The organism is Mycetohabitans sp. B3 (assembly GCF_021498065.1).
In the GTDB taxonomy this organism is placed as follows: Bacteria; Pseudomonadota; Gammaproteobacteria; order Burkholderiales; family Burkholderiaceae; genus Mycetohabitans.
The window spans coordinates 308,647-326,394 of the sequence record NZ_JAHLKN010000039.1 but is presented as its reverse complement, the minus strand read 5'-3'; the positions used below and the strand labels follow the sequence as shown (position 1 = coordinate 326,394).

Below are 17,748 nucleotides of genomic sequence, written 5' to 3'. Positions count from 1 at the left end.
CGAGTCAATCGGAAAGGCGCGAGCCGGCGCGCGCTTGCTTGGCCCGCTCGCGACGTTCGAGCGCTGCTTCGACGGCGCGTGCGATCGCCTGCGCGTCTTGTCCCGGCTGTGCGTAAATGTTGATAGTCACGTGTGATGCCGGCTGTGGCGACGCTGGCGTCTGCGCTGCCGAGGCCTTCGCGAGCGGCGGCCGGCTGTCGATGGGCACAGTGGGCGACACGAGCGGCTTGGCGAGCGCCGTGTCTACCGACAGCACGGGCGTGCCAAACGACGCGACGGCGGTGGTTGCGAGGCTAAGTGCAGCTTTTGCGACGTGTCGCTGCTTCCCTTGCATGCCAAGCGCCGCGCCTTCGCTGACAAAGCCACCGAGCGTCGCGAACACACGGCTCGGGCTATGGATGCCGAGCTTGTCCTTAAACCATTTAACCGTGCTCGTGGCCACGCTCGCAATCGCGTCTCGCACTTTACCTAGCCGGCTGGTAATACCGCCGACCAGCCCGTCAATCAAGTGTGCCCCGATTTCCGTCAAGCGCGCACCGATATCGCCGAACCAAGCGCCCATGCCGCCTAACTTCGATTTCACCCAGTCGAGCATTGCGTCCCATTTCGACTGAATCCAATCGAAAGCCGCACCGAATGCGCCCTTGATCGTCTGCCATAGCGCCGCGAATTTCGGCCCAAGCGTGTCCCAGTTTTGCCAGATCAAGAAGGCCGCGGTGGCGATCAGTGAGAGGATGGCGAGTAACGGGTGCGCGTGCGCGACGCGGCCAAGCACCAGGATGGCCCGCCCCAGCAGGGCGAAGGCTCGTGACGCCACGGCAGCGCCTTGCACCAGCGCGCTGCGTAGCAAAGACGCCAGTGCGCCGAAGACGGTGCGTAGTACCCCAGCTTGGATACCCAGCGTGGTCAGGCTGAACCGCACGACAGCCAGCGGCCCCAGTACTCCGGCGAGCACGATCGCGAACGTGCCGACGACGGCGAGCAGTGCGGCCAGGCCCGCCGCCAGCGCGACGACCACTTTCGTCGCTTCTGGGTGCGCTTGGATTGTCTTTAGTAGCTTGTCGGCAAGTTCTCGCGTCTTGTCCAGCGCAGCGTTGTACATCGGTGCGACACGCTCGCCGATCTCGTTTTTAAGATCACGCAGCTTCGCGTAGGCGTCTAGCTCCTTGCCGCTTGTTTGCGCTTGAGCGAGCTGGTGCATGTCCTCGATGCCATACGCGCCCTGGCTGAGCTTCGCGCTTTTATGAATTTGGGCGCGCTGCAGGTACATCGTTGAGTACAGGTTGGCTGCGCTACGGTTCGTAAAAATTGAGCCGATCACGCTCAATACCTGCTTTTCTTCGGTGATGCCCTTTTTTTCCAGCGCCGGCAGCAGCGTTTGCTCCAGCCATTCGAAGGGCGACGCCTTGAATTGCTGCGAATTGAGCAGCGCGCCGTCTGAGAACGCCTTGACACGGCCGAGCGGGTCGTACTCGACTTTGTGCTGATCGAGCAGTCCCAGCGACATCAGCTTGCGCGACGCGCGCACTGTTGTGCGCCCTTCGATCAGGTTTTGGTAGCCCGACATGAGCGCTTGACCGACCGAATCGCCGCCCATTTCTTGAGTGAGCGGTTCGAGCTGGTAATAGAACGCGTCCGGGCGCATCTGTTTTGCGGCGACGCCGCCACGCTGGATGACGTTGCGCCACTCATCGCCACCGACGCGCCCGCCGGTGGCCGACAACACTTTCTGCACGTAGTTGGCTTCGCGCTCGAATGTCGCTTGATCCTTGGTGCCGCCGCGCAGTTCGATGACTTTGAGCATGTTCATGAACTGCGCTTCATTCGCGTGCGCATCTTCGGCTCCGAACATCGCCTCATTGGCAAACTTCATTTTTGCCAGCGTTGGCAGCGCCATCTGCGCGTGGTGCTCGTCTGCGAAGATCGATAGCGCATCGCGCATCAGCGTCATGTTCTCCGACGTGCTGACGCCCATCATCTTCATCGAGCGCACGTACTGCTCGGCGTCCTGTGTCGCCTGCTCGCCCAGGCCTAGCGCCATGATACGCGCGCGCTCGGTCTGGACGCTCTTCGTTTCGCCCAGGGCTTGGCGCAGCCCGCCCAGCATCGGTGCGCCCGTGGCGCGCGCGGCGTAGCCACCGATCGCCATGCCGCCAGCCGCGCTTTGCAGCGCATGCATCTTGCCACGCGCTGCACCCAGCTGCTTCTCGCGCTCGGCGATGGCTTCGAGCTGGCGCGTCTGCGAGTGCATCGCCGCGGTTGTGGACGCGATGCTCGCGCGCAACGCCCGCTCATGCTGAGCAAGGTTGCGCGTGTGAATGCCTGTGCTGGCGAGTTCGCCGCGCAACTCGCGCACGCGTGCTGACTGTTTGGCGTGCTCGCCAGATAGCCGCGCCGCGGCCCGCTTCGCGGCTTCGAAGTCAGCAATCATCTGGCGCGACGGTGGGCCAAACGCGTGCAACGAAGCCGCCAGGCTTTGGGCGCGCGCCCGCGCTTGATTGAGCTTTGACGCGGTCGCAGCTAGAGTCGTGCGCATCTGGCGAAACGACGCCACCGCCTTGTGCTGCTTGCCCAGCTCAGCCAGCTCAGCGCGCGTGTGCTTGAGCGACTGCGCGAGCCCCTGAGTGCTGTTGAGTAGGGTTTTCAGGGGCCGGGTGCAATTGTCGATCATGTCGAACATGACCCGTAGTTTGAGCGCGTTGTCCATCGTCACGGGTATTGGCTACGTATCCGGGCGCGCTCGCGCCAGTCCATCAACTCGGCAAGGCTCAAGCCGTCCATGTCGCGCGGCGCCCAACCAAAGACTGTCGCGATGTCGGCCATCGCGTCTTCTACGCGCTCGGCGATTCCATGCTCGCTTTCAGCGCCTTGGGCATCAAAAAACCGGCGAACATCCCCCCCAGTGCCACAAGGTCGGCCGGGTCCATATTGACCACGTCCATCTCGGTCAACGTCGGCGTGCTAATGCGCGGCAGCACCTTGCGCAACGCGTCCACGTCCAGATTCACGAGCGCGGTGAGCGCCGTGCCGCGCAGCGCGCCGGCCGTCGGCTTGTGCAGGGTGACCTGCGTGAGGCTTTGTTCACCGCGCTTGATCGGCGTGTCAAAGGTGTGCGTGTGCTGCGCGCTCGCTTCAAGCTCGGTGGCGCTCGCCCTGGTGTTCGTGGTGTTGATTTCGGTCATGATCGTGTCGGGTCGGTGGTGAGATCGAATGCGTGGCCCATGCGTAGCGTGGGCAGTGTGTTAGAGGCCGATCGCTTGACTCAGCCCGCTTGCCAGGTCGATACCGTTGATGCGCTCGGCCATGTTGATGAAATCCAACTCGATAAGCTCGCGCCCGTTTACGGATAGCTTGTAGTAGCTCGCGTTGGTCGTCACCTTGAACTGAGTGTCTTCCTTGGCCTTCGCGCTGCCAAAGTCGATTTCCTCGTGACGCCCCTTGACGACGATTTCGACCGAGTCGTAGTCCGTGCTGTCCTCGCGTTGATAGCCGCCCGCAAAGCGCAGCAGCACGCCGTCGTGCTGCATCGCGCCGTATTGTTCGAGCACTTCGACCATCAAGCCGCCGCATGTCCATTCGAGCTGGATTTCTTCATTGCCAAAGTCGATCTTGACCGGGCCGCTCATGCCGCTGCCTTGCCACGGCTCCATCTTGCGCTTGAGCTTGGGCAGCGTGATCTCTTCCACTTGGCCCACGAAGTTCGTGCCGTTGTGAAAGAGGTTAAAGCCTTTAAGTTTTCGGGGCATTCCCATCGTCGATCCCTCCTATTAGGCTGCCACGCGCGCGGCGAAATCGGCCAGATACCGATCGGTGATGCGTTGGCGTAGCATCAGGTTCTCCAGTGGCGGCACCGGCGTATAGTCGTAGTCGATATACGCTTTGCCGGCCTTAAGCACGGCGGCCGTGTTCGGCTCAGGATCAAACCAGGATGTGCCGCCCACGAGATAGCCGGCGGCGCGCTGCGCGCGGAACCAGCCGTTGATACTCTCGATCATGTCGCGCGGCAACGATGGATTGAGCGGGCCATCGACCACCGGCATCTGTGCTTGCGCAATCGAGTCTTTGACCACTTGCGCGGTGCGCGTGTAGTTTTCAAACGCGAACAGCGGATCGTCCGAACACGTGCGCGAGCCCCAGAACCGGAACCCGTTGCGGTTGATCAGCGTGGTGACCTCGTGCTCGTTCAGGTAGCCAGCGTCGGTCGCTGGGTCTTGAAGGTCCCAAAACACGTCGCAGCTGATACCGGTGACGCCATTGACGGCGACGTTAGACAGCGTCTTGTGCCAGCCGATATCATTGTCGATCTTTGCGCGCAGTCCAACCGCGTAGGCGGTGGCTGGGACCACGACCGTGGCGTTCACTGTGTCGTCCCAGGCCAGAAAATCCGGCCAGATCACCATCAACTCGCGCTGGCTCAATTGCCGACGGTATGCGACCGCTTCCTGCTTTGTTTTGCATCCGTGGGCCGACACATACGCAAAGCCGCGCAGCGCCTGCGCGATCGAGCCCAAGGCGGCCGCCACCGGTGCGGTATCCAAGCCCGGTGCGGCCAATATGCGCGGCTGGATGCCGAACTTCGCTTGCGCGGCGAGCAGCGCCTTCATGCCGGTGTACTGGCCATCGTCGGTTACCGTACCGATCACATGGCTGGTGGTTTCTGCTTCGTCGTCGCCTTCGGCTACCCGCACGACAATCGTGATGGGCTGAGCTTGCTGGCTGATGGCGACGAGCGTCTTGCGCAGCGTGCCGCACTCGCCGGCTTGACCCAGCGCCGATGCGACGTGGGTGATAAGCACCGGTGTGTCGAGCGGGAACGTCGCCTCATCGGCATCGTCGGCGGTAGCGACAACGCCGACGATCGCCGTCGATATAACGCGAATTGGGCGCGTGCCTTCGTTGATTTCAACGACGCGCACGCCGTGGTGGTAGTCCTGCGGCATGTTAAACACTCCTTCGGTGGCAGGTCATGGGGTAACGATGGTCGGCTATTCGCTGTCGGAGACATCGGGCGTGGAGGCGGTGTCCGTATCGAGTTCGGGCACCGGCTCGTCATCGAGCGACGCGTCATCGGCGTGTTGCACGGCGGCATGTTGCGCGGCGTAGCGTGACGCGCGATGTGCTTTTTGCTCGTGCACCTGCGAGAGCACGCGCTTCGATAGCGCTTTGGTGACAATGGCCTGTTCATCCGGGGGCGCTGGCCATTGGACGTGGGTCGGAAAGTCGGCGGCATTCACGACGCAGGCGAGTTCCATCTGGTAATGGCTCCACGCCTTAAAGAGCGCTACCTGCTCGTCGGACAGCAGGCCTGCCGCATACGCATCGGCTTTACCCGCGTTGGCCGCCTGCGCCTCGCTCATGCGTCGGTCGAACTCGCGCATTGCCGCGTCGCGCTCGCGCTGCGCGACGATGCGCGGATCGATGCGCCAGCCGTCGTCTGTCCACATGTACTCGTCACCGGGGCACGGAATCGGCGTGAGTCCCGCGTCGTCGGCGGTGATACCGGGGGCAAGGATTTCCGCCGCCGCGCCATTGACTTTGCGGAACAAGCGCTGGCCGCGAAAGTCGGGCAGCAGCACCCATGCACCGTCGCGGAAAAATGGCCATTGATTGCGCTGGCGCTGCGGCAGTGGCACGTCGGTGCAGCAAGAGGGGATGAGCCAACGGGTTGGATTGATCGGGTCCGGGTCAGCGAGGCGGCTGCTGACGTATTGGCCGGTTTGGTGGTCGTATTGGTGGATCAGCATAAGAGGTAACCGAATTAGTAGGCGCGGATCATCGCGAGCAGCGCGATGTTGCACGGGCGTGCTTCCTTGCCGCCGTCGTGATTAATGATCACGTCATGGGTATGTATGCCGTCTGCGTCAAGGTGCACGGTATGGCGGTGCTGACCTGCGGGGTCGATATGCAAACTGTGGTCATGCCCGCCGCTCGGGCTGGTCATGCCCCATACGTTGTCGACGTCGTGATGGTGTGCGCCGGGTAGATTATTGCTGCCATGATGTCCCCAGGGTGGGTTATACCCAGGGTGGTTTTCACCCCACGGCGAAATGTGTTGGTGGTCGCCCACAGGGTGGGCGTGGCCGCCATGCTGATGGTCGCCTTGTTCATCGGTCAGCCCAGTATGGTGATGTTCGCCAGCCCACGCGGCTTTTGCCAGGTGGGCGTGTCGGCGGTTCTGGCTGTCCTGCCACGTGCCGATGCCGCGGCCCGGATCGACGCCGCGCCCGTCATCCCAAAAGCGCAGGTGCTCACCGCGCACCTCGGGGATCCGAAACGTCGTCTTACCGTCGCCCCTCGAAAAGCATCCCGGGTGATCGGGCCAGGCTTCCTCGGATACGAGTTCACCGCAAAACTGCGCATAGGCCCACAGCTCTGGATAATCGTCGCGGCGAATGAGCACGCCCGCCAGTTTCAGGCAGCCCGCCCGCACGGTGGTGCGCGCCTCGATGATGATTTGACCGATGGACGCCTCACGGATCGCGTTGGCGACAAACTGCGTTGTCGCGAGCTTGTGTGACATGTCCCCTGTCGGTGGGGTGGCGGCGGTTACGGTGCCGGCCACTTGCAGCGTGCTCGCCCCGTCGTCGGTGGCGCCTTCGCCGATCAACACGCGTCCGCCGCTGCGTGCGAGCTGCACTGTCGTGACGCTCGTGCCCGTACGATTGACCGTTAGCCAAGGGCGGACCGTGGCCCCGGTGTCGTCAAGTAGGCGCGCGTCGAACGCATTTGTGCTCGTCTTCACGTCCCAGACCTGCTGGTCTGTTGGCGCGTGCGGACAGTGAAAGGCAATGCGTCCCCCGCTGTTGGCGCCCACTATCACGCCCGCGCGCGGCGTGGGCAGGTCGGTGAGCGCGCCATAAAACGCGCCGATGCCGTTGACCAGCACGTCAGAGGAATCATCCAATAGGCGTCGCCACGTGCCCCATAAGCCGTTGTAGCGCACGCGCGTGTAATGCACACTGCTGTTAAACAGCGAATAGGTTTGGTACACGGTGCGCCCGGCCGCATACACTTGCAGCCGGCCTGGCACCGGGATGGGGTAATTTAAGGAGGCCGCCGCGTGTCCAGCCTGATACGTTTGATGATAGATGCCCGAGGTAACGAGCGTGTTCAGGTCCGCATGCGCATCAAGTTCCCCCCGCAGTGGTAGCGCATGCGTGAGCACCCAATCGCGCGGGGCATAGCGACGCGCGGCGGTGCGCGGCGTGAGCACCCGCGAGTCATCTTTGCCGGCGTTGACTTCGGCCTGTGTCGCAAGCTCGACCACCCCGCGCGCGTCAGTCGTCGCCGGCGGGTTTAAGAATGACGCCGGTCCAAACTCGAGCGTGGCCGCATCAATCGTTACGAAGCGGATATCAGTGGACAGCAGCAGCGTGGCGGCTGCGGATTTTTCCATGATCGGGCCGTGCCCGACCGGTTGACTGTAATACGCGGCGAGCGTGCCATCCTCAAGGTAGAGCCCGAACCCGTACAGCGCATACTGATCGGGCGAGTCGTCGTGCATCGTGATGTGGATCGTCGTCGCGTCGATCAGTTGCCCGCCAAACGTATCAATACGCTTAAGTTCATAGGGCAGCTGCGTCAGTGACCGGTTCGACGCATCAAACGACGCGGTGCACAAGCCAATGTGCGTGACCCGGTGCGCCGTGGTGCCCGTGTGGCCGGGCGCGATCAGTGCAGCGCGAAACGCGTCGGCGACCGTAATAAGCGTGCCTGTCATGTCAAACATCCGAGAGAAAAAGACGCCGGTACAGCCCAATGCGGGTCGCTGCGACCACGACCATGGTTCCGGCGCGCACCGTGTGCTGCGTGAACGTGTAGTGCGCGCTGCCGCGCTTGACGCGATCCACTTCGGCGATGATGTCGGCCACGTACTGTGCCGTGCAGGGCAGGTCGCTGCGCTCGCCCACGGTCATGACAATCTCGAACGTGCCGGGCTTGCCCCGCGGGGTTTGCTCGAACCATTCACGCATCGCGACATGCGCGCCAAACGACGCGCACACTTGCCGCACGGCTTCGGCCGTGCCTTTTTGGCGGGCGATGCGAATCGCAGCACTTACACGCGCGCGTTTGACCGATTCGGGCCAATAGTCCTTCCACGTGTCAACACCCAGGTGCCACGCCAGCCACGGCAGTAACGAGAGCGGCACCGCGTCGGCGTTCATCAGCGTGCTCAGCGGCACTGCGATGTCCGACAGGCGTGCATTCGTGGTGGCAAGACGCCGCTCCAGTCGCGTCGCACTCGGTGGCAGCAGCTCACTCATTGGCCACCCCACCGTCGATGAGCTCAATGCCGGTGCAATAGGCCGCTTCGTCGCGGGCCACCGCTACGCCGTCAGCGGGGGTGTCGAGCAACACTTTCTGCACACCGGCCACCCGCATTGACGCATACAACCCATCTTTCGTGACCTCACGGCCGATGCGATGCATGTCGCGCGCGAATTGCGCGGTGCGCCGGTTCGCTTCTGCGAGGGCCACCGCGCGGTCTGGGCCACTAAAGAATTTCAGCGTCGCGCGAATCGTGTAAGGGACAATCTTGGCGCTGCGCACGATCACTTCATCCGTTTGTGGGCGTTTCTTCTCCAGCGCGTCGCGCACGACGGCCAGCAGCGCGTCGCTGGCCGTACCGTCACCTTCGCGCGACAGAATGGTGACGACCATCACGCACGGCGACGGGCTGTACGCGTCGGCTGACAGCACGCGGCCATCGGCCGAGCGCGCGTGGAAAACGTACGCATCAAGCGGGCCGGCCACTGAAAAACCGCGCGGCGCCAGTTGGATACGCTCGCGGTAATCGTCGCAATCCTCATACACCGGATCGCGGCCGGCTGGAGGGTCGCCGGCGGAAATGAGCAGCCGCTTGACATCGAACAGTGCACCCAAGTGGTCTAACGTGGCACCGGTCGCGTACGCGAGCAGCAGCGCGCGCGCCGCATCGTTCACGCGCTGGCGCAGTATCAGTTCACGGTACGCGCTTTCCTGCAACAGCTTGACCATCGGCTCGGACTCGAGCGCGAGCGTCGCGGCAACCTGTGCTTGTTCGTCGGGCGGGTACAGCGCAATCAGCCGCGCCTTGCGTTGCGCGAGCAGCGTCTCGTAATCGAGCGGCTCGATGACATCGGGCGCGGGCAGCTGCGACAGGTCAATCGGGGTGGTGCTCATGCGCGGCGCTCCGAACCCGAAGCGGACATCGGCACACGCACACTGAACGCTTCGCCGGTCTCGGCCGTCATGCCTTCAATATCGACCATCTGCCTGCCCGCTCGCATTTCGGCAGGCTCGCCGCTTAGCTGCACGCGCGTGAGGATTAGTCGTGGCTCCCAACGCATCAGTGCGGTGGCAATCGCCGCGTACAGCCGCGTGCGCGTCGTGCCGTTGTTGGGCGCGTCAACGTGTTCTGGTACGTCCGAGCCGAATGTGCGGCGCTGAAGACACGTGCCCAGCGGCGTGGTGATGATGCGCGCAATCGACTGGTACAGGTGGGCTAAGCCGATGACGGTGCGTCCCGTGGTCGCGTTCATGCCTTTCATTGCGGCGCGCTCACCAGTTGCCCGTCGCCCTGATCGCGGTGCGTGTGGCGTGGCAGACTCACGCCTTGTGACGTGACGTCGCCGGTGAAGTGCGCTTGTCCATCGATGGTCATCGTCGCGCCGGATCCGCTGTCTTGGTCGCCCTGCCCCGTCATACCCGATTCGAACGTGAAGGGGCCTTGAACGAGCAGCGCGCCGGTGCAAGTGGTTTGCTCGGCGTCGAGCGTGATGCAATCGGCTTTGACGATCGCGGTGCCCGTGTGCACGGTGACGGAAGCGGGCGACACGATTTGTACACAGGCGCCGTCAGGCAACGTGGCGCTCAGTGTGTGGCTCGCATGGTCGTAGCGAACGCATGCGCCATCCGGATACACGCGCGTGTGCACGGCCGGATCACGCGACGGCGTGTCAACGCAGTCCGAAAACAGCCCGCGCAGCGCGACGCCTTGTGCAGGGTCACCCATCGGGCACAGCAGCAGCACTTGCTCACCCTTCGTGGGCGGCAGCCACTCGCGCGTGGTGCCGGCCGCAAGCGTCATCCACGGAATCCAGTTGGTCTGCAAGCCTGCGCGCTGCGCATCGGTCACGTCACCGACGGCCACCCGGCAGGTCGGCGGGTGGCTCGCGCAATTGACGTCCAGCACCACGCCCTTGCGGACCAGGTTGACGATCAGGCGACACAGTTCGTTGGCATCCATGTCGCCCATGTTGCCGGGCGCGCGAGCACGGTGCACGCATTGGCCTATGTCGCGGCGGCCCACACAGCCGGCGCATCGTGCAGCGGCACCTGCACCGATCAGACAATGCGGCCCCATCGTGCTTTATCGCTTGATTCGCATGAGTTCTACGTCTATCTGTTCCAACGCGCTGTCTGAGATCGTCAATCGACTGCATTCGAGCGACGCGCTGCACTTTGCACGCGAATTGCCCGACCAGTCGATTGATATGGTCCTCACTGACCCGCCGTATTCGTCGGGCGGCTTGCATGCGAGCACGCGTGCACAGCCGCCGATGCGCAAGTACATCCACGGTGGCACAAAGGCGGTCTATGAGGATTTTGAGTGCGACAATATGGACCAGCGCGCGTGGGCGTTTTGGTGCAGCATCGCGGCCGCAAGCCAATTACGGTGTCTGATACATGCGGAACCAACTATAGTTATCAGAGTTCAGCATCTCATTGTAGGTTGCCTGATCGAATTGGTTACGCGCGAAGAAGGCCTTCATTTCAGTTTTTGCGGCTTCCCATTGCTGGCTATTGAGTTTCAGTCCAGTCCATATGTGGATATGGTGGAACGCTTCCGCTATGCCGGGTCCCTTGCTGCCGTCCAGCAAGCGCATTGCGCGCTGCCATACCTGCTTTAACAGCACGTCGTTCAACCGCGATGTTTCTTCAAGCAGCCCGAGAACCACTAGATCGCGCTGCGCAGGTAGCACGCGCTGCAGGGCGGGTTCGAGCAGCGAAAGCTCATGCGCATGTTGATCGGGTGGTAGAAGCATCATTACAGCACCTGGTAGGTAGTGTAACGCGCTGCCTAATTGATGATCCGGCAGTGACAGCGTCAAATGCCGTAGATGGGCGAGGTACACTGGCCTTTGTGCCTTTGGCAACATCCATACTCGATTGGCTAGTTCGCCGATTGGCGCGCCCCGATGCGACGCTGGCAAGCGTTGCATCCATTGGAACAGTGTTTCGTATAATTCAATAATTGTCGCGCTTGTAAAAGCATTACTATGAGGAGGATATTCGGGCGAGGGACGATTTGAGAATGCTCCCAGCTGCGTGGCTAATGCCGCTATCAATTCCGCTTGTCCGGATGTGTCCAATGCGGGAAGTCGGCCCAGAAAAGCCCGATATTCGCTTTCAATCTGCGGTGGGTCAAACTGCGCTTCATAAACGTAGCTGTCTAGCAGCGACGCAACCGCCCCCCAGGTACTGCCCTGTTCAGGGGAGCGTCGTTCGGCGTCTGCATATACGAACCTGTACATATTGCGTTGGTGCTGGATCGGAATCGCCCGTATGCCCTTAATCATGTCTTTTTGTACCTGCAAGCCTTGCTTTGGAATACGGCCTGCGGCTTGGAAGACCGGTATGAATACCTCGGGCTTCACTACGTACTGTTTTTTTATCCGTAGCCACAGCGCCTGAAGCAATTCAGCGCGCAGGAAGTCGGTGCCAATACGCTCAATTTCGATCAATAACTGTTGTACCGACGTGCGATTCAGTGCACTGATATGGGAAATGCGTTGGTGGCAGAGCCAGCTCAGTCGCCTTTCTTGCAGCGCCTGATAGGTCTGGCTGTTCACCGTTGACAGATTGCCGATGTCGTCAGCCGGCATGTGATCAGCCACTTGTTGAAGAATTTCGGCTGGCAAGTCGCGGTATGTCGTGCGCCGGCTGGCTGACGTGTTAGTCAAGGCACTGCTTGGCGGCTTCAATGGCGGTGGTGCTGACGCGGCGGATTGCGGGCACGTTTCCAACGCGCAGATGTAGGCCTGGTGATGGTTTAAAGCAGCATTTAGATCGAAGTCCATTCGCAAGTTCAGCAAGAGGTTAGACACACGCAGCGCAAAGCGATGCCGCGCCGTAATGTAGATGAAAGCAGGCGAATAAACATAATCATGAGCCGCACTCGCTAGATTTTAGGCGGATCACGCGTTGTCGATTAGGACCTTAGGCTAAGCCATGACGGCGCACAGCCGTTGGCGGGTCGAGCAGAAGTAACGGGTTAACCAGCTAGGGGCCATGGCATGCAGAAGCAGCCAGTTATCGACCTATATGGGCCAGCAGTCGCTCGCGAATCAGCTTTCGCTCGGCGTCGGTCAAGCCAAGTAGCCGGCGCGCTGGATAATGGTAGTACGGTCCACGTGGTGTAACCTGCTCGCGTTCGCCGAACTGGTGTACGCGGGCGATGCGCGAGGCACGGCCAACGAATCCGACGGCTAGTTCATGCTTGTTCACCTCGGTGCGCATTAGCCGCGCGGTGCGCAACTTCGCAAACATCGTACGCTTAATTCGCCCGCGCTTGTTGCGCAATCGCTGGGCGTTGGTGCGCGCCTTACGTGGCGCGTACGCGGTGCCATCGGGATTGCGTTGTGCAGCAATGCGCGCTTTTTGCGCCTGCCGCAGCGCCCGCGCCACGTCGTGTAGCGCAGCGCGGCGTGTGGCCGGTGACAATCGTGCGAGCAGCGCGCCGGCCCACTGTTCGAGTGCGGTTAGCTCGTCCATGATGGCGCGACCCAAGTTTGCGTCTCAGCTGCGTTGATCGTGTCGTCGACATGCTCGATCACGCGTCGTCCCGCCGCATCGGTGCGCACCACGACGCTCTCGGTGAGTTTAAGCTTGATCGATAGATCCGCCGTTTCGTGATTCAGTAGATCCACCTCGAACGTGATGCCGTCCTCGCGTGCCTCGGCGTGGGTGACCAAATCGGGCTGGTTCGCACGTACCCATTCAATGATGGCTACCATTACCGCATCGGCGTCGCCTGCATAGTCCAGGAGCAGCACATTCAGTACATACCGATACTCAAACGATAGCGAGCGCGTACCGGTGGCCACTAGCGTGCCGTGGTCAATGAATACGCTCAACGCGTCGGGTGCCGATTGCAAGGGCGGGAGGGCGGCCACGAGCGCAGCGCGCAAGCTCGCTGGCTTATTCATCGCGATGGGCAACCTGACACTCGACGATCATGTCAACCTGCGCAGCACAGGCGGCCCACGCGGCGCGGGCCGCGCTCAGCGACTCAGCCAATTCACCGTTCGTGCGCGGCGCCATTGACGGCATCGTGCACGGTGACACGCGTGCGCATTCGTTCAGTGTAATCTTTGGCGCCGGTAATGGCGGGGCAGGCGTGCAGGCGCACAACATCGTCAGGCAGAGTAGTAGCGGCCCAGGAGCGAACGGCCTGGTTGTCATCGATCAATCTCCGAAAGGCCTTTTGGTAGGCTGCGAGCGTCGTGTCGATCGCCGCGCGCGTGCGTTCGAGTTGCGCACGCTGCGCGTCCTTCTCGCGTGCATCGCGCAACAGTCGCTCGATAATCGCGTCACGCTCGATGCGCATCTGGAGGGCACGCCGCTCAGCGGTGCGCGCCCCGTCCAATTGCGCGCGCAGTGTACCGATGACGTGCCACTCGGTAACCATCGCCAGCAGCGCGGCGGCGGCCAGCGTCCATCGAAAAGGCGCCCATCTCATGCGGTCTCCTTCATGCGGCGAGTTCGGTGGCCCGCGCGTACTTGCGATAGGCTTGCGCAAGCTTTGTGTCATACAGATTGCGGCTATAACCGGGGCCGTTGTAGAGTCGCGCAAACTGCGCCCATCGACGGCCACGCAACGCGGCGAGCAGCCGGCGGTCCGCCGCCACGAAGCGCACGAACGCGTCCAGCTGCTCGGCCTCGTTTGCTTGCATGCGATCGACGAAATCGTCGACGCTCGCGTAGCCGAGCCGCGCCCAATGCTGGCCCAGTATCTGAAACGCGCCCCAGCTGGCCGACTCATGCGCAGCGACTGACTCGATTTGAGCAGCGATCGCCAGTCGCGTGTACTCCGCCGCGCCGCCGTGGTAGCCGCCGCGCACCGGGGCGACGATGTTTGGGTGTTTCGCCGTGAGCGCCGCCGGATCCAGCTGGCGCGCCTTTAGTCGCTGCCAAAACACGTGCCGCTCGAACAGGATCGTGGGTCTGCCGTCGGGCAAAAAGCCGGCGCCGCGCGATTCGACTTCGTTGACTGCGCGAATGCAAGCCATGGACACGCCGAGCGTGTGGGCCGCGCGCTGCAAATCCGCGTCGCTCAAATGCGCCCGATGGCGCTCGCCACGCGCCAGGGCGCTTAGGGTCTTGGGGCCGGCGATGCCATCGACGACAAGGCCGGTGTGAATCTGCAAGGCCGTGACGGCCGCCTCAGTTGCGGCGTCGTACACATGCGTGAGTTGCGGCCCGTAGCCGGCGCGGATCAGCCGCCGCTGTAGCAGTGCGACGTCTTGCCCTTGATCGCCCAGGCGCAGCGGCTTCATCGCGTATGCGCTCCAGCGCCAAACAGCCGCGCGACGTTGCCGCGCACGGCCCACGTGAACGCGGCAAGCAAGACGGCCGTGGCCGCGTCAAACCAATCCGTCGGACGCTCTTGTAGCAGCCGATCGATGATCGAGCCGCCTAGGGCGACTGCGAGCGTCCACGCCAGCCATGCGATGCCCGGCCGGTGTCGGGCGCCCACGCGGCGATAGGTCAGCACGCGCAGTAGCGCGGCACCATGCGCGGCGAGCGTAATCAGCGCAAGCGTTGGCATGCTTAGCGCTCCTTGCGCCAAAACGCGAACAAGTCCGCGGACCGGATTCGTTCGATCAATTGCAGCGTCACGACGATGACCAGTGCCGCAGCGAAGAACGCGGCCACGCCGCTCGATCGTATCGGTGTGGCATGCACAATTTCCGGTGCGGCGAGATACCCCATCACCAGCGAGATCAGTAGATACGCGGTGCGCTTCAATAACCCCATATCCTTCGAGGAAACGACCACGAGGGCCGCGCCGGTGAAGGCACCAATCAGTGCATTACCGTCGACGCCAGGCACAACGCTGACGATGCCGATCACAACGGATAACGCCGCTGCGGTAGTGGTGTTAGGTTCGGCCATATCGGACAGGTCCTCTGTCAATCAAACAGTTGCACAAGTGGCGCGGTGCTTGCGATTGCGCTTGCGTCGGGCAGCTCGACGACGGTGCCGATCGGCAATATCACGCCCAGCTCCGCCAATCCTGGATTGGCCTGCAGCGCGGCTTCGACGGTGCCATCGGTGCGTCCGTAATGGCGCCAGCACAGCGCGTCAAGCGTGTCGCCTTGGCGTGAGATGACTTTCATTAAATCAACTCGATCGTTGACAGCGGGATGCCGCGAATCGCGCTGATTGCCCATCGCACATTGCGCCGCGCTTCGCTGATCGCGTCTGTGACATCTTCAGCGCGACTGGCACCGGCCTTGGTCATGTCGTAGCCGCGATACTGCTCCAACACGTCGGCTCGCACGCGGTGGTAAATCGCGCGGCGATAGCGCACGACGTGCACGCTGACACCATTGACGTGCGGTGCTGGCACACTGGCTAGATCGGCGTGGCCGGCCGCGACCTGGGCGGTCTGCCACGTTGCCAATTCGTCATTGACGCTGGCGAGCGCGTCCAGTGTGGCTAGGCGCAGCCGTTCGTCCGTGACCGTGCCATCGAGCCGCATCGCATCGCGCAGGCCGGCGAGATCAATATCAGGAAACCAACCGTCGTTGGCGACGGTGCCTGGTGTAGCGGGCGGGCGCGCTACCGCGCGACCGGGCGTATCGGGGATGGCAAAAAAGCCGCTCATGGTTTCGAGGTCGGTAGATGGCGGTGGACCGACGTTCGCCTCGCGTTGCCGTCAGGTGTGGCGAAGGAACGCCGGTGCCGCCATGGCCGTAGGGGCTCGTTACGAACGCGCGGCTAAGCCGTGCGCGGCGCTCAACATCGAGTCGAGTCGAGCGATGCTCTGTTTTACGCCGGATCGCGCGTCGAGCCGCAATGCCTCGCGCAGGCTCGCCAAGGCCGCCTGCGCTCGCGCTCGATCGCTGGCGTCATCCAGGCTGTCGCGACCGATGGCTCGCATGTCCAGCAGCCCCAACGCTTTGTGCAGCTTCGCGCGGATCGGATCGTGCATGTCGCACGACTGCGTGAGTGCGTGTACCTCGGCCAGCTGCGTCGCGTCGAACGGGCCACCATCGCGTAGTGCGGCCAATGCCGCGTCTGCAAACTCTTCGGCGATGGCGGCAGCCGTCGAGCGTTCATACTGGTCGGGTAGCGTCAGGCCATGCCGCAGCGCGTACCGCGCGATGTCCAGTGCGCCGGCATAATCGCCGGCGTCGATGCGCCAAATCATGACAGTCATCAGCACATCGTCCTGCGCACCGCGCCCGCCTGCAAGGGCACCGTCCACATAGGCGGCATAGTCAGGCAGCACCTCGCGCTTCACGTCGATTTTGCGGGCCACGGACTGGATCGCCTTCAAGCGTCGCTTGTCACTGGCGAGTTTGGCCAGCATCAACTCATAGTGACTTGCCCCGATGAGCGATTCGCCCGACTGCGCCAGCGTGGCCGTCTTGGCAGCCCGCACGCGCTCAATGTGACGTTTGGCCAGACTGGTCACGGCGTATCCTTCGTGCGAGCCCGGCTCGTGTCGTCGCTCGCATCGTGCTTGGCGGCAATCTCGATGTTTTCCACGAGACAGCCCGAGCCAAAGTCCTCGACCACATAGGCATCGTTCGACGACTCGTAGTTCTCGATGCGGTCGCGCTTCGGATTGTCGGTGACTGCACGGCGCCGCGCACCTTCCTGCCAGTAGATCGACAAGTGGTCCAGCCGCTGAATCAGGAACGCGTTGGCGGGGAAGTACGGCACCGACACGGCTGGCAGCCCACCGATGCGCTTTTGGCCCACAATCATGTCGGCGGCCATTTGCTCGCTGGGCACGTTTTGCGTGTTCAGAATCGGGAAATACTTGTCGTGTAGCAGGCCTCGACCGCAGATGACCACCAGCGCCGTGTCGTCCTGGTACCACGGCTCGACCAGATTGGATAGCGCATCGTAGACGGCCGCATCGAGCGTGGCAAAATCCGCGCCCGTGCCACCAATGGCGATCTTGCCCGATGTCTTGCCTTCACTGAGCACGCGCTCTGGGGCCTGTTCGCGGTACTTTTGCAACCAGCCCTTGTTGACGTCTTGCAATAGCGGGTGTTGCTGACGATCGGAGCTCGCCGCGCGGCTCGTACCATTGAAGCCGATGCAAATGCGATCGAGCGCTTGGCGCTTGACGATCGCATCGCGCACGCGGATTTGAAAGTCGTCGAACTTGGCCCACGCGTCCAGCTTCGCATAGGTTAGGTGCGTATCGAAGTCGGTCTTTGTGCAAAAGTACCCACTCGGATCTAGGTCCGTAGCATCGACCGTCGTGCGGTCTTTGACCGACGTGTCGGTCGTGCTGGCGATTGGTGAACCCACTCCCAGGCCGAGTTTTTGGCCTTGCTGCTCGGCCACGCCAATCACGTTGATGCGTTGCAGGAATTCACTCGATTCGGTCAGTCGATTCTCAAGTGTTTGTTGCACGCTGGGTTCGACCGTGAACTTCTCGGCTGCGTTTGGCACGCCATTGAGTTCGGCAAGCTGGGCGGTGAACGCGTTGAACTTTTGCCGAGTGGTGTTGCGCATGGA

Annotated in this window: 22 protein-coding genes and 2 pseudogenes; 1 reads left to right on the top strand and 23 read right to left on the bottom strand. The window is 62.4% G+C overall.

The window, feature by feature from the left end; translation table 11 throughout:
* Positions 1 to 4 precede the first annotated feature (4 nt).
* Genes KQH55_RS13900 through KQH55_RS13850 form a run of 11 tightly spaced genes read right to left on the bottom strand, consistent with a single transcriptional unit; the run spans position 5 to position 10,228 of the window.
* Positions 5 to 2,707: a phage tail tape measure protein gene (locus tag KQH55_RS13900; RefSeq protein ID WP_235091479.1), complete on the bottom strand. Its 2,703-nt coding sequence runs from the start codon at positions 2,705 to 2,707 to the stop codon at positions 5 to 7.
* A gap of 2 nt (positions 2,708 to 2,709) precedes the next feature.
* Positions 2,710 to 2,823, bottom strand: a complete 114-nt coding sequence (locus KQH55_RS13895) for a GpE family phage tail protein (protein ID WP_235091402.1) — start codon at positions 2,821 to 2,823, stop codon at positions 2,710 to 2,712.
* Positions 2,824 to 2,831: 8 nt separating this feature from the next.
* Positions 2,832 to 3,182 (bottom strand): phage tail assembly protein, encoded by a 351-nt coding sequence (locus KQH55_RS13890; protein WP_235091401.1) that lies wholly within the window; start codon positions 3,180 to 3,182, stop codon positions 2,832 to 2,834.
* Between the two features lie 60 nt (positions 3,183 to 3,242).
* On the bottom strand, positions 3,243 to 3,752 hold the full coding sequence (locus KQH55_RS13885) for a phage major tail tube protein (RefSeq protein WP_076785733.1): 510 nt from the start codon (positions 3,750 to 3,752) through the stop codon (positions 3,243 to 3,245).
* A gap of 15 nt (positions 3,753 to 3,767) precedes the next feature.
* Positions 3,768 to 4,940 carry a phage tail sheath protein gene (locus KQH55_RS13880; RefSeq protein WP_235091400.1) on the bottom strand — a complete coding sequence of 391 codons (1,173 nt, stop codon included), beginning with the start codon at positions 4,938 to 4,940 and terminating at the stop codon, positions 3,768 to 3,770.
* Positions 4,941 to 4,985: 45 nt separating this feature from the next.
* Positions 4,986 to 5,744 (bottom strand): tail fiber assembly protein, encoded by a 759-nt coding sequence (locus tag KQH55_RS13875; RefSeq protein WP_235091399.1) that lies wholly within the window; start codon positions 5,742 to 5,744, stop codon positions 4,986 to 4,988.
* 14 nt (positions 5,745 to 5,758) lie between these two features.
* Positions 5,759 to 7,720, bottom strand: a complete 1,962-nt coding sequence (locus KQH55_RS13870; protein ID WP_235091398.1) for a hypothetical protein — start codon at positions 7,718 to 7,720, stop codon at positions 5,759 to 5,761.
* 1 nt (position 7,721) lies between these two features.
* Complete coding sequence (locus tag KQH55_RS13865; protein WP_235091397.1) at positions 7,722 to 8,264, bottom strand: phage tail protein I; 543 nt, start codon at positions 8,262 to 8,264, stop codon at positions 7,722 to 7,724.
* The gene (locus KQH55_RS13860; protein WP_235091396.1) at positions 8,257 to 9,162 is read right to left on the bottom strand and encodes a baseplate J/gp47 family protein; all 906 of its coding nucleotides are present in this window, start codon (positions 9,160 to 9,162) and stop codon (positions 8,257 to 8,259) included. The genes KQH55_RS13865 and KQH55_RS13860 overlap by 8 nt, the downstream gene beginning before the upstream one ends.
* On the bottom strand, positions 9,159 to 9,530 hold the full coding sequence (locus tag KQH55_RS13855; protein WP_235091395.1) for a GPW/gp25 family protein: 372 nt from the start codon (positions 9,528 to 9,530) through the stop codon (positions 9,159 to 9,161). Before KQH55_RS13855 ends, KQH55_RS13860 begins: the two co-directional genes overlap by 4 nt.
* Entirely contained in the window at positions 9,527 to 10,228 is a 702-nt protein-coding gene (locus KQH55_RS13850) for a phage baseplate assembly protein V (RefSeq protein WP_235091394.1), read from the bottom strand. Before KQH55_RS13850 ends, KQH55_RS13855 begins: the two co-directional genes overlap by 4 nt.
* A gap of 139 nt (positions 10,229 to 10,367) precedes the next feature.
* Between KQH55_RS13850 and KQH55_RS13845 the strand changes: the two are divergent.
* Positions 10,368 to 10,631, top strand: a pseudogene (locus KQH55_RS13845) (site-specific DNA-methyltransferase); the annotation flags it as partial.
* Between the two features lie 21 nt (positions 10,632 to 10,652).
* On the opposite strand, the gene KQH55_RS13840 reads toward KQH55_RS13845, so the two are convergent.
* The 12 genes and pseudogenes from KQH55_RS13840 to KQH55_RS13785 all read right to left on the bottom strand — a co-directional run bounded on the left by KQH55_RS13840 (position 10,653) and on the right by KQH55_RS13785 (position 17,745).
* Positions 10,653 to 11,903 carry an F-box domain-containing protein gene (locus KQH55_RS13840; RefSeq protein ID WP_235091393.1) on the bottom strand — a complete coding sequence of 417 codons (1,251 nt, stop codon included), beginning with the start codon at positions 11,901 to 11,903 and terminating at the stop codon, positions 10,653 to 10,655.
* Positions 11,904 to 12,294: 391 nt separating this feature from the next.
* Positions 12,295 to 12,759: a phage virion morphogenesis protein gene (locus KQH55_RS13835; RefSeq protein WP_235091478.1), complete on the bottom strand. Its 465-nt coding sequence runs from the start codon at positions 12,757 to 12,759 to the stop codon at positions 12,295 to 12,297.
* Positions 12,744 to 13,190: a phage tail protein gene (locus tag KQH55_RS13830; protein ID WP_076796773.1), complete on the bottom strand. Its 447-nt coding sequence runs from the start codon at positions 13,188 to 13,190 to the stop codon at positions 12,744 to 12,746. Before KQH55_RS13830 ends, KQH55_RS13835 begins: the two co-directional genes overlap by 16 nt.
* The gene (lysC, locus tag KQH55_RS13825; protein WP_235091392.1) at positions 13,183 to 13,446 is read right to left on the bottom strand and encodes an Rz1-like lysis system protein LysC; all 264 of its coding nucleotides are present in this window, start codon (positions 13,444 to 13,446) and stop codon (positions 13,183 to 13,185) included. The genes KQH55_RS13830 and lysC overlap by 8 nt, the downstream gene beginning before the upstream one ends.
* Positions 13,370 to 13,672, bottom strand: a pseudogene (locus KQH55_RS13820) (LysB family phage lysis regulatory protein); the annotation flags it as partial. The pseudogene KQH55_RS13820 and the gene lysC, both read right to left, overlap by 77 nt.
* Positions 13,673 to 13,733: 61 nt before the next feature.
* Positions 13,734 to 14,540 (bottom strand): N-acetylmuramidase family protein, encoded by an 807-nt coding sequence (locus KQH55_RS13815; RefSeq protein ID WP_076796776.1) that lies wholly within the window; start codon positions 14,538 to 14,540, stop codon positions 13,734 to 13,736.
* Positions 14,537 to 14,812, bottom strand: coding sequence for a phage holin family protein (locus KQH55_RS13810; RefSeq protein ID WP_076796777.1), 276 nt, complete (start codon positions 14,810 to 14,812; stop codon positions 14,537 to 14,539). Before KQH55_RS13810 ends, KQH55_RS13815 begins: the two co-directional genes overlap by 4 nt.
* Before the next feature lie 2 nt (positions 14,813 to 14,814).
* Positions 14,815 to 15,159, bottom strand: a complete 345-nt coding sequence (locus KQH55_RS13805; RefSeq protein WP_076796778.1) for a putative holin — start codon at positions 15,157 to 15,159, stop codon at positions 14,815 to 14,817.
* A 17-nt stretch (positions 15,160 to 15,176) separates the two neighbouring features.
* Positions 15,177 to 15,383 carry a tail protein X gene (locus KQH55_RS13800; protein ID WP_076785719.1) on the bottom strand — a complete coding sequence of 69 codons (207 nt, stop codon included), beginning with the start codon at positions 15,381 to 15,383 and terminating at the stop codon, positions 15,177 to 15,179.
* Complete coding sequence (locus tag KQH55_RS13795; protein WP_235091391.1) at positions 15,383 to 15,874, bottom strand: head completion/stabilization protein; 492 nt, start codon at positions 15,872 to 15,874, stop codon at positions 15,383 to 15,385. Before KQH55_RS13795 ends, KQH55_RS13800 begins: the two co-directional genes overlap by 1 nt.
* A gap of 99 nt (positions 15,875 to 15,973) precedes the next feature.
* Positions 15,974 to 16,687: a phage terminase small subunit gene (gene gpM / locus KQH55_RS13790; RefSeq protein ID WP_235091390.1), complete on the bottom strand. Its 714-nt coding sequence runs from the start codon at positions 16,685 to 16,687 to the stop codon at positions 15,974 to 15,976.
* On the bottom strand, positions 16,684 to 17,745 hold the full coding sequence (locus KQH55_RS13785; RefSeq protein WP_235091389.1) for a phage major capsid protein, P2 family: 1,062 nt from the start codon (positions 17,743 to 17,745) through the stop codon (positions 16,684 to 16,686). Before KQH55_RS13785 ends, gpM begins: the two co-directional genes overlap by 4 nt.
* Positions 17,746 to 17,748: the final 3 nt, after the last annotated feature.